This is a genomic window from Mesorhizobium sp. C277A (assembly GCF_040324395.1).
Lineage (GTDB): Bacteria > Pseudomonadota > Alphaproteobacteria > Rhizobiales > Rhizobiaceae > Mesorhizobium.
This window is the reverse complement of record NZ_JAMYVW010000002.1, coordinates 21,028-36,332: the sequence shown is the minus strand read 5'-3', so window position 1 is coordinate 36,332 and position 15,305 is coordinate 21,028. Positions and strand designations below refer to the sequence as shown.

Here is a 15,305-nt window from a genome sequence, read left to right as displayed (position 1 = left end):
GGTATTATGGAGCAAACTCACCAAATATGATGATGTTTACCATTGTTAGCGACGTTGTCGCATCGGTCGGATAGCCCTACATATCATGACATACGCACTCTTGATTTCCCGAGGCTATTGCGAGCCCGTGTGAAACAGGGCATAGAAACGAAACGATTTTCGGCCTAGACCGTTTATCAACCATTGCGGTTCAGAATCGGAAACGCGAAGCCTTTAGGAGGCATACCCATGTTGAGATCCAAGGATACAATCTAGCACCGCGCGGCAAAGCCGTTCGACTACTGATCTGAAAGATGATATCAAAAACCCTCGCTCAAAGGCGGGGGTTTTTGATTCATGTGGACTAGGCTTTCTACGCTTTTCAGCGGCGTACTGATATTAGGTGGCGGGATTGGAATATTATATCCAGCCATATTTGACGAAAAGATCGGCCTAACTCAGATTTTAATTTCTCTTTTCCATCCAGAGATGACGCAAAGCTTTGCCATGCGTTGGCTTCTGGCACTTCTCTTATTTTGCGGTTTCTACGTTGTCACACTAACGTTTTATAACCGCAACAGGCCCGTTACCATTTTGAGCGCCGATATAAAGGCTACGCTAACCAATAATGAATGGAGCAAGACTATAGTAGAAGGCACATTCGTCCTTCGAGCAAACCACCCAAACGTCACGTCCTACAGAACAATACATTCTCCAGATTATGGAACGCTTGTCCTCGATTCAATGAAAGCCGACGTTTATTGCGAGGCGTTTCCCCTTACTTCCGAAATCGAGTTAAACAAGATGGAGGGGGACGGGATCGAGCTTCTGCAACTATTCAACAAGCCTCTACCCAGCATGTGGTACATGCCGCTTATACCGAACTACTTCGTAAGCAGAAACTATGATGATTTGCCGCATTTTCTCAGGAAGAGGCTGGTTAAAAGAAGAACAAGCCTTTCATATCTAGATGAGCACAATGTTGATCTGCCTGCGATGCGTTTCCAGGCGCCAAACTACAACTTTATGTCCATGCACATCGTTCTAGAATTCCCCATTGACGCTTTGCCTAAGTCTTTAAAGGCTAGACGAGAGCTTAATGGCGCTCTGACCGACATGCCGATTGAGGTGGTCCAAAATCTCTATCACGTAAGGGTCAACAAACTTGCGAAAAGCGAAGTCGTCCGAATTAGCTGGAAGAGGGCCTAAGCCCTACACCTCCAAGCTGACTTGCCGAACGCCGATCACGTCCATGCACATCATGAAGAAGGCGGCGGTGAAACTGCCACGGCTTATCTTGTTGGCCAGATTGCGCTCGCTTTCGTGCGCGCCCTTCTCGGTCAGCCTCTCGGCCAGCGCCGCGTAGGTTATGCCTCGACGCTTCAACTCGCCTTTCAGTATGTTTTTTGCCTGCTCCTCATAGGGCGCGGTTAGGGTATTATCCGCCATCATCATTTCTCCAGAAAAAACATCATGGATGATGATATATACCCTTGCATGTGCTGATTCAATGTCCTATATCCGATGCACAACATCATCGGATTTGATATGTCTCAGCATTTCCTCCTCTCCCCCGCCGCCAAGACCCTCTCGCTGGTCAAGGTCATGCGCATGTCGGACACGGAAGCCCGGGCGGCATTCCGCAAAATCCGCTGGTCGGAAACGGATGGTGAGCCGGTTTGCCCGGAATGCGGCGGCGTTGATGCCTATGACCTCAAGACGCGCCAGGTTTACAAGTGCCGCGCTTGCTACAAGCAATTCAGCATCACGTCCGGCACGATCTTCGCCAGCCGCAAGCTGGCAGTGCGCGATATTCTCGCCGCCATTGCCGTCTTCATAAACGGTGCCAAGGGCTATAGCGCCCTTCAACTCTCCCGCGACCTCTCCGTTGACTACAAGACCGCCTTCGTGATGCTGCACAAGGTGCGCGAAGCTATAAAGCTTGCCCGCGACGAAGGTGCGCTGTCCGGCAATGTCGCGGTAGACGGTGCCTATTTCGGAGGTTACGTGAAGCCTGCGAACAACAAGAGCGATCGCAAGGACCGCCGCCTGACTCCCAACCAATCAGGTAAACGCCAGTCGGTGATTGTCGCTCGCAAAACCGATGGCCGCACGGTCACCCACGTAGCCCGGACGGAGGCCGATGGCGTTGCCTTCGTCGCCGCCACGGTCAAGCACGGTACGACCGTTCACGCCGACGAGGCGTCACACTGGGACAAGCTGGCGGTCTATTTCCCGATAAAGCGCATCAACCATCAGGAAGCGTATTCCAAGGACGGCGCTTGCACGAATGCCGCCGAATCGTTCTTCTCGCGTATCCGCCGCGCCGAGATCGGCATTCACCATCGCATCGCTGGCGACTATCTCGGCTCCTATGCCGCCGAGATGGCATGGCGCGAAGATAACCGTCGCGAAGCCAACGGCACTCAGTACGCTATGGTCGTCGGTGCAGTAGGCGTTGCGCCGAAGTCGAATCAGTGGTGCGGATACTGGCAGCGCCGCAACGCCTAGTGCTGGTCGCCCTCGTCAAAGCCGAGAATCTTTGCGTTCGCGCGCCGCTGCATCCTACGAACAAAAATCTTCAAGTGGTCCTCTAGATCCTCGAAGCTTTCCGACGAAAGGTTTTCGGGGAATGTGATGGTCACGTCCCCTTCGTCCAACGCGATAACTTCCTGACGCACCCCCGGCTTGAGCGGCGACACGTCAACCATCTCTGTTGACCGTCGCTGAATCGGACGTGACAGTTCCGTGGCCTCCATCATCTCATCCTCCATAGGGGTCGGAGAATGAGGGTACCCCTTCTCCATACTGGTCGCAAGCGCGAGAGTAGCCAGATAGGTCTTTGCCGCCTTCGCCGCGCCGTCTGCAGAAAAGCCCCGTTTAGCGAGCCAGTAGCGAAGGTTGCTATCGCTCGGCGCTGTTGGAAAGTCCTTTGCAATTGCACTGAAAAGGCTCGGCTGGAATGCCAATCGACGCAGCGCCTCCACTCTGTCCAATGAGTCCTCCGGAGCCATCAGCGCAGTAAGGCCGTCATCGGTGATTCTGTAATCGTCGCCATTGGCGTCAATAAGCCCGTAGGCCCGCAAAGCCCCGATCTTCCCGAGAGCCGGCCCGCTCAGGCTATCGTGCCCCAGGTGCCCCGCCAGCGCGGCCTTGGACACTTTGTTCCGCCCATCTTTCTCGTAGAGCTTCCTGGCCATGGCCAGAGCGCCGGCCAAATCAGTGACAGGGTAATTGGGGCTGCGGACGTTAGCCATGAGGCTTCTCCAACTCGATTGGTCTATTTAATCTATTACCAAATAGAACAAATGGGAGAAGAAATCCAGCGGTTAACTCACAAGGCTCTTGCCAAGCGATCGGTTTTCAATAAGGTTCAAGCCGCCGGGGGATTTGTCCCCCGGCGATTCGAGCATTGGAGATGCGATGGAACCCATATGACCGCTTCCTGATCTGACGAGGTTTGCCGACCTTGGTCAGTTTCAGCAGCCGCCGCTGGGCGGTAGGTGCCGGGCGCGAATGCCCGGTGCCGCACTGATCCGGGAATAAGCCCGGATCATAAACCGTGGCCGAATATCGGCACACATGAACGCAACGACAATGATTCATCTTCGAATCGGCGTCAACCGATATTCGATCGCACCCTTTTCGTGAAAGGAAAAGGCAATGCACGACCGAGACCTCACCCCGGACATGGTTCCGGTTATCAAACTGGCCCGGCAGAAGCGGATTCCGTATTCGTGGATTTCGGGTTACTATCCCGGCCTCAACTTTGGCCGGATTGCTGACGTGATGTCGGGACGTAGGTTCCCCGAAATCCCTCCAGCAAGCGATCTCCCCGCCGACTTCCCTTCGGCGTAAGCAATGCGAGGGGCGGCCTATTGGTCGCCCCTTTTCAGTTTCCACAGCTTGTAAGGCCCGAATGCGTCGTGATCGTCGGTCCAGCCGCATTCCTCAATCAGCCCTTGGATCACGCAAACCTTTATGCAGGCGCCGATGCGCTTCCTTATCGCGGTGACGGTCGCTTCGTCGGCGGCTAGGCCGCGGTCAGCAACCCATAGCTCGGTCACCTGACGCGATGTAAGAGGCGCGGTGGCCTCCCGCATGGTGTTGAGGACGAAACGCTTCACGGAGCCCTTCTGGGCGCGGTGCTTGGTGACGTACTCTTTCAGGGGAGACGCGTCGGCGTTCGGATCGAAGAGCCGGATTGCCGCGTCCAGATGGTCTATGTCGACCGTCAGCTTCTTGATCTCGGCGCGGTACTTCTCACGCAGGGCCACTAGCTCGGCGTGCTTGCCGACAAGGCCAGCAACGGTGTTGGGTCTATCGTAGTCGTAAATGTTCACCATGCATCATGGGTATCATATCATAAATGATGATAAAACCATCATATTTGGTAAGTTTGCTCCATAATACCGAAAGTTTCTCGCTTCGCCACGCATTGCCGGGATCTGTAAAATGGCGTCAGAACCGCACGTTAAGCTTTCCGGCTTACGGCTTTCCTCGATATGACGCAGGCCAGCGACATACCGCAAAGGCGGACACTCGCCCGCATCGGCACCTTCCTTGCCGAAAGACGGGGGCTGGTTCGCGACTATCTTTCAGCCATCAGCGGCGCCGGCGGGCGGCTGGTGTTCTCGCTTGCCTATTTCATCGCACTTGCCAACACGCTGTCGATTGCCGAGTTCGGCATGTTCGCCACCGCCTCGGCGGCCGGCGTCATGCTGTCGCGCATCCTCGCTTTCGGCTTCATCTCGGCGCTTTACCGCACAGCCACCATCCGCCCCAATCTGATCGGCACCTTCACCGCCGGCTTCCTTTTGCTTGGCGCCGTGTCCTTACCACTGCTGGCGGCGGCCTCCTGGGGCGTCTACCTGATCTTCTTCGCCAGCACCGTGCCTCTGGCCGTCTTTGCCGCAATCGTCTTTGCCGAAGCGCTTTTGTGGCGGCCGGTCGAGGTGGTGCTGATCGTCAACAACGGGCTCGGCAAATTCGGCCGCGCCGCGGTGCTGTCGATCGTGACCACGGCGTTCCGTGCGCTGGGCGCCGTGCTGTTCATGCTGTCGGGGCAGCACAGCGTCTGGATCTGGTCATTGTTCTACATCGGCGCCAACGCCGCCTCGCTGCTGCTGGCCTTCGGCTTCTATTATCCACGCCAGCGGCTGAGGCTGCGCACCGAGCTCTATCTCAGGCGGCTTGCCGATTCGATCTATGTTGCCGGCGCCGAAGTGCTGTTCTACCTGCAGTCGGAATTCGACAAGCTGCTCGTCCTGGCGATCGGCGGGCCGCATCTGGCCGGCATCTATGCCATCATCATGCGGCTGGTCGACCTGACGGCAATACCGATCCGCACCTTCTCGATGATGCTGGTGCAGAAGATGATGCGGTCGCCGGAGCTGTTGTCGCGACTGCGGGTCAAGAGCGGTATCGAAGCCGGCGTGTTCCTGGTATCGACATTGGCGCTGGCCGCACTCGGCATCGTGCTGCATTTCTTCCCCAATGCACTTGGCCGGAATGTCGCCGAGGCGGCGCCCTTGGTGGCATTGGCAATCGGCGTGCCGGGACTGCGCAACCTGGTCGAATACCAGGCCGAGCTGCTGTTCGCGCGCGGCCAGACCGCGCTCAGGGCGCTCAACCTCGGCCTGCTGGCGGGGCTGAAGGCGGTGCTGTTGACCTATGTGCTGACCACGATTGCCGACACGCCCAGGCTTGTCGTATCGCTCAATGTCGTCTTCCTGCTGCTCTATCTCGCCTCGGCGCTGCTGACCTATTCGGCGCTGCGCAAGCCCGCCAAGGCAATCTAAGCCAATCCGATCAGGCGGCGGATGCGGCCGATATCGGTGCCGATGAAGGATTGCATGCCGATCGCCACCTGCCCCGGTGCCATGGCGGCGACGAAGCTGCGGAATTCGTCATCCGACAGCGCCTCGCCGGTCCAGTGCACGCGGCAGAATTCCTCCGAGCCGTGGAAATGGCCAGCGCGCTTCAGCACATCGTCGACATAGCGGCCATAGATCATGCATTCGGAGAACCGGCGCACTGAAGCGATGACCTCGACCCAGCCGCGCGCGTGCACCTTCTCGATCTCGGCGCACATCGCCGTCACGGTCTGACGGCGCCAGGCGATCAGCGTCGAAATATAGTCGTGGTTCGAAACCTCGGATGCATCGATACCAATCGCCGAGGCCGCATTGCGCGACCAGATGCGATGCTCGTCGTGACCGTCGCTCGACAGCACGCCGTCGCGCCGGAACAGCCGCACCTTGCCGTCGCGCCAGAAGGCGCTCAGATCGAATGGCTTGAGGAAGGCGACGTCGGAATCACAGAAGACCAGCACGTCTTCTCCAGCATGCGCAGCGATGGCGATGCGGCGCAGCTGCTGCACATGCCAGCCGCGCAGCGGCTGGGCCTTGAAACTGAGCCAGATGCGACGGCGAAAGAGGCTCATCGGATCGTCGAACACACGCAGCCAGCGCGGCAGCAGGTCGCGCTCGTCGACAACGCTGCGGCGGTCGTTTTCCAACTGGCGAAACAGCGCCACGTCGCGGTGCTCGACCAGAATGTAATGATGCGCCACGCCGGAGACATGGCGGTCGAGGGTCTCGCACAACAGGCGGCAGCGTTCGAAATCCGGCGCATAGCTGGCGGTCACCACCGCTGCCGTCGGCGTTTGCGGCAGGGCACCGGTCTCGGCTGCAGGGCTCGGCACGACGCGGCTGTTCACCGCAACTCTCCGGCGGGCTCGGGCCGATGTGAGAATTTCTGCCTGACGACACGCAGCAGGAACACCGGATTGCCGACGACGTAGCGGCGCCACAGCCGGCCGGGCTCGATGCACAGACGGAACAACCATTCGAGCCTCAGCTGGCGCATCCACAGAGGCGCCCGCGGCACCGTGCCGGAGAGAAAATCGAGCAGCGCGCCGACGGCGATCGGCAGCGTGCAGTGGCGGGCATCGATATGACGGGCGATCCACAATTCCTGGCGCGGCACGCCCATGGCCACAAGCAGCACGTCGGGCCGCAATGCCTCGATGCGATCGACGATCGCCTGCTCTTCGGCGGGGGAGAAATAGCCGTCATGGATGACGACGAATTCGTGCTGCACCGCCAGAGCGGCTAGCCTGACCGACGCCGCCTCGGCGTTGGCGCGGGTGGCGCCAAGCAACCCGACGGTCAGCGGCCTCGCCGATGCCTGCAGAAAGGCCGGAATGAGATCAGTGCCGTTGAGATTGTCCGGGAACGGCGCGCCGTAGAGCAGCTTTGCCGCCAGATCGACGCCAACGCCGTCAGGCAGGATGAGGAAATCGTCGAGCGCCTCGGCAAAGACCGGATCGGTAGAGGCGATGTTGGCGTTGTGAGCGTTGAGAAAACTGACCTTGGTGAAGCGCCGCTCGGCAATCAGACGAGCGAGCAGCGCGATCGCGTCATCCCAGCCGATGGCAAGGACCGAAATGCCGAGGATCGTCTTCAGCGTATCGAGCCCGAAGGCGGCGCGGGCGGTGTGCATGTTCATGCAGACACCTCCTCCCCCACCGACCCGAGCTTTTCCAGGCCGAGCCTGATGGCGGCATCCAGTGCCTTGATCTGCCGGCGGTGAAAGGCGCTGCCATCGACATCCTTGACATCGGCCGCCGCTGCCTCCAGCGCGCCGGCGAAGGCGGCCGGATCGTCGGTGACGAAGCAATTTGCCGGGCGATGATCGATGCCGCGCAGCGAACGGCTGGTGGCGACCGACGGCAGGCCGAGCTCGAAGGTCTCGATGGTCTTGAGCTGAACGCCGCTGCCCGCGGTGCTGATCAGTGGAATGACGGCGGCTCCGCGCACGAAATTCTGGGCGTCGGACACGCGGCCGACAAATTCGACACCGGGATGGGCAGAGGTGATATCCGACGGCATGTTGCCGGCGACCCTGATGCGAAAGCTCCGGCGAAGATGCGGCACGACTTTTTCCAGGAACCAGTCGAGGCCGATGCGGTTCGGCTGCCAGGTCCAAGTGCCGATCAGCGCCGCGTCGCAATCGATGCGGCGCGGCTTGACCGGCTTTGGCGCCGTGGCAGTGGTCACCAGCGGCAGCACCGCCGAGCGGTCGTCGCTGGCAACGCCGAGTGCGGCGCGGTCTTCCTCGGCCAGCGTGAAGACGAAGCGAGCCCGGCGGCAGAGCCGCTCCTCCATGGTCTTGAGCAGCCTGGCCTCGCGGGCAAACAGCAGGCGCTGGAAGCGACTGTTTGCTGCTGCCGCATTCTCTTTGGCCGAACCATGTTCGACATTGTGGGCGACGAAAATCGAGGGACGGTCGGCGAACAGTTTGTCAAAGGCGCCGGCGAACTGCACCGAATTCAGGACATAGCCGTCGAAGGGACCGGCGCGCTCGATCGCGGCACGGACTTCGCTGTCGGAAACCGCGCGCAGCTTCACGGAAGCGAAGGTGAGCCCTGACAGCACCGCCTTGCCAAGCCAGGCGAGCTTCTGCCGCGCCGAGGCGCTTTCCGTGCGCACGTCGACGGCGCCGAGCACGATGGTGTTTTCGGGGTCGCTGGGCGCCTTGCCCGGCCAGATGAAGCCGATGACGGTGACGCGCACGCCGGCGCGCCGCAAGGCGGCGATGATCGCAGCATTGGCGATCTCATAGCCCGAAGCGAGAGCGCCGTCGGGCACGATCGATGTGGCGAACAGCAGATGCATCTCACCTATCCAGGCGTCAGCGACTAGCAAAGCTGGGTGAACCCTTGATTAAATCACGCAACGCAACGGCTGAAAGGCGCGGACCGGCAGGCGCCGCTGCGAAAGGTGATTAACGAAACGTTATCGTCGCGGTGTTATCGAAAGCCAGATTCAAAACATGCGGCTGGAGCGGATGATCCCTTTGCCATCGGACGGTTCGGTATCGATTGCGGGACGCTCTCCGGGGCTCGCCGCAGAGACGATCGAAGCCGTCGTCACGCTGCCGACCTTCAAGCGGCCGCAACTGCTGCTCGAAACGCTGGCGTCGCTCAAGGCACAGCAAACCAGCCGGCGCTTCGCCGTCATCGTCATCGAAAACGAGGCCGAGGCGCGTGAGGGCGCCCAGGCGGCCGTGCCGCTGTTCGAACGCGACGATATGAAGGGCATGGTCATCATCGCGCATGAGCGGGGCAATTGCAGTGCCTACAATGCTGGCTGGCAGACGGCGATCCTGCATTTTCCGGATTTCCGCCACCTGCTGGTCATCGACGATGACGAGATCGCCGACGCGGACTGGCTGGAGCGCATGTGCAGGACGGCGGAGACGCTTGGCGCCGACATTGTCGGTGGCCCGCAAGTGCCGGTGTTTACCGATCCTGCTCACGCCAAATGGGCCGAGCACCCGGTGTTTGCGCCGCCCTATCGCCAGACCGGGCGCGTGGCCGCACTCTATTCCTCGGGCAACCTTCTGGTCGGGCGCAATGTGCTCACCATCATGGGGCCACCCTTCCTCGACCTGCGGTTCAACTTCATGGGCGGCGGCGATTCCGACTTCCTCAGCCGCTCGGCGCAGAAAGGTTTCGTGCTTGGCTGGTGCGCCGAGGCAAAGGTGCGCGAAGGCGTTCCGGCCCGGCGCGTCGAGGCTGACTGGATCCGCGCCCGATCCTTACGCAACGGTGTAATCTCGACGCTGGTCGAAAAGAAGAAGCGCGCCGGCACGCCATTCGCCGGCGCCAAGGTGTTTGCAAAAAGCCTGGCGCTGCTGATAGCCTCGCCCGTGCGCGGCGCAATCAAATTGGCGCGGACAGGATCGCTGTCGACGGCGCTTTACCCCGTCTATGTCTCGCTCGGCCGCGTGCTTGCCGAATTCGGATACGCCAATGAGCAATACAGGCAGCCTGAGAAGAACTGACGAGCTGCTGCTGGGCGGCATCGTCACCCGCGACGGCGTGGCGACGGCGATTGCCGCGCTGTTGTTTGCCGTCGTCATCGTGTCGTTCCGGCCGTTTCAGCCGGCAGGCGCGGAACTGACCGGCGACGGCGGCGACATCGTCAACCAGCTCGGCTTCAGTTCGCTCGGCGCCATTTCGATCTTCTCACTGCTGACGTTCGCCGACCCCAAGGTGGTGCGCTCGCTGCTCAGCCCGTCCTGGATTCTGATGCTCGGCTTTTTCATGCTTTCGGTCATCGACGCGACCGACCCGTCCTCGGCCATGCGCGCGGCCTTCTTCACGCTGCTTGGCGTTCTGACGATAGCGACGGTCCTGGTGCTGCCGCGCGATGCCGACAGTTTTTCGAAAGTCATCATATTCTGCGCGATCGTCGTTATCGGCCTGTCCTATGTCGGCCTCATCGTCTTTCCGCATGAGGCCCTGCATACGGCCGATTCGCAGGAGCCCGAACATGCCGGCCTGTGGCGTGGTGTGTTCGCCCACAAGAACATTGCCGGACCAATCATGGCCTGCTTCAGCTTCGCCGGCCTCTATCTCTTCCGGCGCGGCCAGAAATTCTGGGGCGTGGCGATCTTCGGCGCGGCGATGATCTTCATGCTGCACACCGGATCCAAGACGACGGCCGGCCTGGTGCCGTTCTCGATCCTGATCGTCGTGCTGCCGGGCCTGATCGGCATGCGGTTCGGCACGCCGATCCTGTTTGCACTGGCGATCATTGCGACGGCCATCGGTACCTTAGGCATCGTCTTCATCCCGCCGGTGAAAGAGCTGGCGGCCACCTATTTCCCCGACCTCACCTATACCGGGCGCACGACGCTGTGGGAGTTCTCCGGCGAGATGCTGGCGAAGAAGCCTTGGACCGGCTACGGCTATGAAAGCTTCTGGGGCACGCCGCTGCTGCTGAGCCAGGACCAGCCTTTCGACCGGGCCTGGGACATCCGGACCATCGTGCATGGCCATGACGGCTATCTCGACATTGCGGTGCTGATGGGCATCCCGGCGCTGTGCGTTGCCGTCTACACTTTCGTGATCGCGCCGCTGCGCGACTACATGCGCATCCCGCCGCGCAAGGAGAACATCTATCTCGGTGACTTCTTCATGATGGTGGTGCTGTTCACGGCGCTGAACGCGTTCCTGGAAAGCTTCTTCTTCCATCGCGGCGACCCGGTGTGGCTGCTCTTCGTGCTCGGCGTGCTTGGCTTGCGGCAAGTGTCGCTGCGGCCGATCGCGGTGCGCCGGCGACCTTGACCGGCTGGCCTGATCCAGCACCCCTTGAGGGGCTTTCCCGTCTGCCCGCTAGCGTCTAAGGAGAACCCTTGTCTCGGAGGGCTCTCAATGACGATCAGGCTTGTTCTCGCCGGTTGCGGCAATATGGGTTACGCCATGCTTGCGGGCTGGCTGAAATCCGGCAAGCTTGCCCCGCAAGCCGTGTTCGTGGTCGAGCCCAATGCCGAATTGCGCAAGCGCGCCGAGCACCTCGGTTGCAGTGTCGCCGCGGACGCGAACGGGATCCCCGCCGACGCAGAGCCCGACCTCGTCGTCATCGCCGTCAAGCCGCAGGTGATCCGCGACGTCACCGCCGCCTACAAGCGCTTCGGCGACGGCAGGACCACCTTCGTCAGCATCGCCGCGGGCACGCCGGTCGCCACCTTCGAGCACATCCTCGGCCATCTCGCGCCTGTTATCCGCTGCATGCCCAACACGCCGGCCGCGATCGGCAAGGGCATGATGGTGGTCTATTCCAACCCGCTGGTGACCGACGACATCAGGCGTTTCGTTGCCGAGCTGCTGTCGGCGAGCGGTGTGGTGACGACGATCGACGACGAAGGCCTGATGGACGCGGTGACGGCGGTTTCGGGGTCCGGTCCGGCCTACATCTTCCATTTCATCGAGGCGCTGACGGTTGCAGCCGAGAAGGCGGGGCTGCCGACCGAGACCGCCAGGCTGCTTGCCATGCAGACCGTCTATGGCGCTGCTGCACTCGCTGCCGAAAGCGGCGAGGAGCCCGGCGTCCTGCGCCAGCAGGTGACCAGCCCCAACGGAACCACGGCAGCCGCCCTTGCCGTGCTGATGGGCGAAGACCGGCTGACGAAGCTGCTGACCGAGGCGGTGGAAGCCGCGCGGCTGCGGTCGGTGGAATTGGGGAAGTAGCCGAGACGCTCGCGGGGCCGTATCAGCCCCACTTCATCTCACCCTTGGCGACCTTTGCGCCCAGTTCCAGGGACGAGACGTCAAGAAGATCGGGATAGCGCCGCTTCATCGCTGCAATCAGCTCGACGCTGGATTTCGCTTTTTCGGCTTCCTTATTGAAAGCTTCGAGGTAGGCGCGGGTGAATTCCACGGCCGCCAGACCGTCCGGTGCACCGGCTACCTGATGGGACGGCACCACGATGTTGGGTTTGCGGGACGCGATTTCGTTGAGCGCGGCAATCCATTTCTTGCGGTCGTCTACGGTTGGCTCGTCGGCAACCCAGACATGTACGCCGGACGAGATCAGCACGCCGCCGAACACCGCTTCAAGGCTGGGCACCCAGAGATACCGCCGGTCTTTCAGATCGGCGACGGTGACGATCTCGATCTTGTTTCCTTCGATTTCAAGTGAGGTGATATCGGATGCCTCGGGAATGACGACATCCGCCAGGACCTTCGGTCCATTGTCCTTGAGCTGCGGGCCCCAGACATCCAGCTTGGCTTGCACATTGGCTTTGATGGCAGCCACCGTCGCAGCGGCTGCGATGATCTTGGCGTCGGGGAAAGCATCCGCGACGGGACGCAGGCCGAAATAATAGTCAGGGTCGCTGCAACTGACGTAGATCGTGGTCAGAGTCTTGCCCGTCGCCTTGATCGCATCCGCGACCGCACGGCCATCCGACAGCGTAAATCCGCCATCGAGGAGGATGGCTTCCTTCTCACCGGTCAGCAGCACCGGCGTGCGGCGGAAACCCCTCTCGTCAGCCTGAAAATAGGTCCATTCCAGCTTGGCGGCGGCCTTGGCTGCAAAAGCCAGAGGCTGAAGCATGGCAACCATGCCCGTTGCCAGAAGGGTTTTCATTGTTTCGCGTCTTGTCCAAATGGTTTGCAAGATTTCAACCTCAATGGGGTTCAACTGATCGTTCGGAGATTGGCATCTCGGCATCGTTTGAAAAACCCGGATCAAAAAGACAGATGGTCTGCATCGTCAGCACGAGCGCAATGATCAGGCGTGTTGCGCGAGCAGGTCAACAGCCCCATGGCGCGACCGCGGCAGCATTTGGCCTGCTGGGCGGGAGCGGCTGACGAAGCTGCTGACCGAATCGTGGAACTGGGGGAGTAGGATCAGGCCAGATCGGTGTGGGAAAAGCCTTTCCCTTTGTAGAGCGAGGGCATCCCACGGCTTTTTGCCGAGGCGTATGACAGGCAGTCAGCGAGGTTGAGCTGAGCCGGGTGGCCGCGACCTTTGCCATAGTTCGAAAAAGCCTGGATCGCGAGCTTGGCATCACCTCTTTCGATCGGAACCACCTCGATCGCGGCTTCGCGCAGGAAGTCTCCTATTGCCCTTTCGGCGAGAGCGGCTCCACCACCAACTTCGACGAAAGCCGCATCGCCGCTTCGAGCACGACCAGCGGAGATGTTATCCGTATCGAGGCCTGCCCGATCCGGCGGCTCCAATTGGCGGCGTCTTCCTCTGCGGCGAGGACAGCGATCACCACCGAGGTGTCGATGAACATCAGGAATGTCCCCACATCTCGTCGATCTCATCCTTAGTCAGATCCCTGCCGCCGCTTCCCGCCTTGGCCTTCAGATCGTTCGATATGGCGGCCAGCCGCTCAGCCAGCGGAACTCGTTCACGTTCGCGCTGAAGCTCGGATTCGAGCGCCTCGATCACCGCCTCGGTCATTGGAATCTTTCGCTTTTCGGCAAGCTGCCGGGCGAGGTCACGGGCGCGCGGGTCTCTGATCTGGAGATTCATCCTAGAAGCCTCCGTTCGGTGCCACTACAACATAGGGAGTTGTCATGACAAGGCCAGCCCGACTGGCCTGTCGTCCAATCTCAGCTCCCGTACAGCATCTCATCCTGCAGCTTGCGCAAAGCGAACAGCCTGGTCGTGCGGTCGGGTGTGGCGTTGTCGGTGGTGATGAGCTCGCCCTTCCTGACCGGCTTCAGCACCTTGCCGCCTTCGAGCAGGCCGACCGCGACGGCGCTGACGGCGCGGGCCTCTTCGACGGTCATTGTCCAGGAGCGGTAGCAGGTCTCACCGATGGCATCGAAGGTCTCGCCCATGGCGAGATCGCGCTTGGCGACCGCGCAGACCTCGGCCACCGGCTTCGGCAGCGGCACCATGTCGGGGCGGCCGTAGAGCATGATACGCGCTGCCGTCAGCGGCACTTCCAGCGAGGTCAGATGGTAGGGCCGGAAGAAGCTGTAGTAGGGGCCGTGGCCTATGTGCAGGTCGTCCATGCGCTCGACGATGCGCGGATGCGTCGCCTCGACGATGACGAACACGCCGGGCGCCACGCCCGTGCCGATGGTGTAGTCGACAACGCCCTTCTTCGACAGGATGCCGCCATCCGCCTTCGGGATGAGCACCTTGGCCAGCTGATCGCGGTCGGCCTTTGGGCCGTGCATGCCCGGCACATCGGGCACCAGCCCGGTGGCGTTGGCGATGGCGCACATCTCGACCATGGTTTTCGAGCCGTCTACGAACTCGACCAGCATGCGCGGGTTCATGTTGCGGCGAAGGGCTTCCTCGCGATAGTCATCCGGAACGGCATCGTGGTTGAGCGGGTTGTTCTTGCCCTTGCCAGCCGAGACGATGGTGTAGCCGAGCGCGGAGGCAAACTCGATCAGCTCCATGCAGCTCGACGGCTCGTCGCCGGCGCCGACCGAATAGACGACGCCGAGCCGGTCTGCCTGCTGCTTGAGGTAGCAGCCGATTGTGACGTCGGCCTCGACATTCATCATCACCAGGTGCTTGCCGTGCTCCATCGCCTTCAAGTCGAAATCGGCGGCGACACCAGGCTTGCCGGTGGCGTCTATGACGACGTCGATCAGCGGATTGGTGACCAGCATCTCGTTTGAGGTGATGGCGATTTTCCCGGCCTCGATCGCCGCCATGACCTTCGATTGCGTGTCGGTCTCGGCCGCCATCGCCTCGTCGCCATAGGCGATGCGGATAGCGTCACGCGCGGTGTGCGGGCGCCTCGTCGAGATGGCGCAGACCTCGATGCCCGGCATCAGCATGCCTTGCGTGACCAGGTCGGTGCCCATTTCACCGGAGCCGATGACGCCGATGCGCACCGGGCGTCCCTCGGCGGCGCGCCTGGCGAGATCGCGGGCCAGTCCGGTCAGGGCGACATTGGTCATGCAAGCGTGTCCACGGCTTCTTGATTTGCAGGCGGGAATAGCAGGGAACGGCGCCGCTTTGCCAACGAAACCGGCGAGCACCGGCAATTTC

18 protein-coding genes are annotated in these 15,305 nt (G+C 61.0%); 7 read left to right on the top strand and 11 right to left on the bottom strand.

What is annotated here, in order from left to right:
• Positions 1–336 precede the first annotated feature (336 nt).
• Positions 337–1,188, top strand: a complete 852-nt coding sequence (locus NKK52_RS00280) for a hypothetical protein (RefSeq protein WP_156939229.1) — start codon at positions 337–339, stop codon at positions 1,186–1,188.
• Between the two features lie 3 nt (positions 1,189–1,191).
• Here NKK52_RS00280 and NKK52_RS00275 read toward each other — a convergent pair whose 3' ends face one another.
• Positions 1,192–1,428, bottom strand: coding sequence for a DUF6471 domain-containing protein (locus NKK52_RS00275; RefSeq protein WP_023681891.1), 237 nt, complete (start codon positions 1,426–1,428; stop codon positions 1,192–1,194).
• Positions 1,429–1,527: 99 nt separating this feature from the next.
• On the opposite strand from NKK52_RS00275, the gene NKK52_RS00270 reads away from it, so the two are divergent.
• On the top strand, positions 1,528–2,490 hold the full coding sequence (locus tag NKK52_RS00270) for an IS1595 family transposase (RefSeq protein ID WP_023681892.1): 963 nt from the start codon (positions 1,528–1,530) through the stop codon (positions 2,488–2,490).
• On the opposite strand, the gene NKK52_RS00265 is transcribed toward NKK52_RS00270, so the two are convergent.
• Positions 2,487–3,236, bottom strand: a complete 750-nt coding sequence (locus NKK52_RS00265; protein WP_031203723.1) for a hypothetical protein — start codon at positions 3,234–3,236, stop codon at positions 2,487–2,489. The genes NKK52_RS00270 and NKK52_RS00265 overlap by 4 nt on opposite strands.
• A 406-nt stretch (positions 3,237–3,642) precedes the next feature.
• Here NKK52_RS00265 and NKK52_RS00260 point away from each other — a divergent pair, with 406 nt between their 5' ends.
• On the top strand, positions 3,643–3,837 hold the full coding sequence (locus tag NKK52_RS00260; protein ID WP_023681894.1) for a hypothetical protein: 195 nt from the start codon (positions 3,643–3,645) through the stop codon (positions 3,835–3,837).
• Between the two features lie 17 nt (positions 3,838–3,854).
• Here the strand turns inward: NKK52_RS00260 and NKK52_RS00255 are convergent, their stop codons facing one another.
• The gene (locus NKK52_RS00255) at positions 3,855–4,325 is read right to left on the bottom strand and encodes a hypothetical protein (protein ID WP_023681895.1); all 471 of its coding nucleotides are present in this window, start codon (positions 4,323–4,325) and stop codon (positions 3,855–3,857) included.
• Between the two features lie 159 nt (positions 4,326–4,484).
• Here NKK52_RS00255 and NKK52_RS00250 point away from each other — a divergent pair, with 159 nt between their 5' ends.
• On the top strand, positions 4,485–5,780 hold the full coding sequence (locus NKK52_RS00250; RefSeq protein WP_023681896.1) for a lipopolysaccharide biosynthesis protein: 1,296 nt from the start codon (positions 4,485–4,487) through the stop codon (positions 5,778–5,780).
• Here NKK52_RS00250 and NKK52_RS00245 read toward each other — a convergent pair.
• The 3 genes from NKK52_RS00245 to NKK52_RS00235 are packed head-to-tail and all read right to left on the bottom strand — an operon-like array spanning position 5,777 to position 8,660.
• Complete coding sequence (locus NKK52_RS00245) at positions 5,777–6,700, bottom strand: DUF6492 family protein (RefSeq protein ID WP_023681897.1); 924 nt, start codon at positions 6,698–6,700, stop codon at positions 5,777–5,779. The genes NKK52_RS00250 and NKK52_RS00245 overlap by 4 nt on opposite strands.
• Entirely contained in the window at positions 6,697–7,491 is a 795-nt protein-coding gene (locus tag NKK52_RS00240; RefSeq protein WP_023681898.1) for a WecB/TagA/CpsF family glycosyltransferase, read from the bottom strand. Before NKK52_RS00240 ends, NKK52_RS00245 begins: the two co-directional genes overlap by 4 nt.
• Positions 7,488–8,660 carry a glycosyltransferase gene (locus NKK52_RS00235; RefSeq protein WP_023681899.1) on the bottom strand — a complete coding sequence of 391 codons (1,173 nt, stop codon included), beginning with the start codon at positions 8,658–8,660 and terminating at the stop codon, positions 7,488–7,490. The genes NKK52_RS00240 and NKK52_RS00235 overlap by 4 nt, the downstream gene beginning before the upstream one ends.
• Before the next feature lie 172 nt (positions 8,661–8,832).
• Here NKK52_RS00235 and NKK52_RS00230 point away from each other — a divergent pair, with 172 nt between their 5' ends.
• From NKK52_RS00230 to proC, 3 genes are all read left to right on the top strand, one after another.
• On the top strand, positions 8,833–9,831 hold the full coding sequence (locus NKK52_RS00230) for a glycosyltransferase family 2 protein (protein WP_023681900.1): 999 nt from the start codon (positions 8,833–8,835) through the stop codon (positions 9,829–9,831).
• A complete protein-coding gene (locus NKK52_RS00225; RefSeq protein ID WP_023681901.1) occupies positions 9,800–11,119 on the top strand; it encodes an O-antigen ligase family protein in 1,320 nt (439 codons plus the stop codon). Before NKK52_RS00230 ends, NKK52_RS00225 begins: the two co-directional genes overlap by 32 nt.
• 87 nt (positions 11,120–11,206) lie before the next feature.
• The gene (gene proC, locus NKK52_RS00220) at positions 11,207–12,022 is read left to right on the top strand and encodes a pyrroline-5-carboxylate reductase (protein ID WP_023669294.1); all 816 of its coding nucleotides are present in this window, start codon (positions 11,207–11,209) and stop codon (positions 12,020–12,022) included.
• 22 nt (positions 12,023–12,044) lie between these two features.
• Here proC and NKK52_RS00215 read toward each other — a convergent pair whose 3' ends face one another.
• The 5 genes from NKK52_RS00215 to NKK52_RS00195 form a co-directional block, all read right to left on the bottom strand.
• Positions 12,045–12,944 (bottom strand): MBL fold metallo-hydrolase, encoded by a 900-nt coding sequence (locus NKK52_RS00215; RefSeq protein WP_023681902.1) that lies wholly within the window; start codon positions 12,942–12,944, stop codon positions 12,045–12,047.
• A gap of 242 nt (positions 12,945–13,186) precedes the next feature.
• Complete coding sequence (locus NKK52_RS00210; protein ID WP_280806608.1) at positions 13,187–13,369, bottom strand: type II toxin-antitoxin system VapC family toxin; 183 nt, start codon at positions 13,367–13,369, stop codon at positions 13,187–13,189.
• Between the two features lie 29 nt (positions 13,370–13,398).
• On the bottom strand, positions 13,399–13,578 hold the full coding sequence (locus NKK52_RS00205) for a type II toxin-antitoxin system VapC family toxin (RefSeq protein WP_280940305.1): 180 nt from the start codon (positions 13,576–13,578) through the stop codon (positions 13,399–13,401).
• On the bottom strand, positions 13,578–13,820 hold the full coding sequence (locus NKK52_RS00200; RefSeq protein WP_023681903.1) for a type II toxin-antitoxin system VapB family antitoxin: 243 nt from the start codon (positions 13,818–13,820) through the stop codon (positions 13,578–13,580). The genes NKK52_RS00205 and NKK52_RS00200 overlap by 1 nt, the downstream gene beginning before the upstream one ends.
• Positions 13,821–13,900: 80 nt before the next feature.
• Positions 13,901–15,214, bottom strand: coding sequence for an NAD(P)H-dependent oxidoreductase (locus NKK52_RS00195; RefSeq protein WP_023681904.1), 1,314 nt, complete (start codon positions 15,212–15,214; stop codon positions 13,901–13,903).
• Between the last annotated feature and the right edge of the window lie 91 nt (positions 15,215–15,305).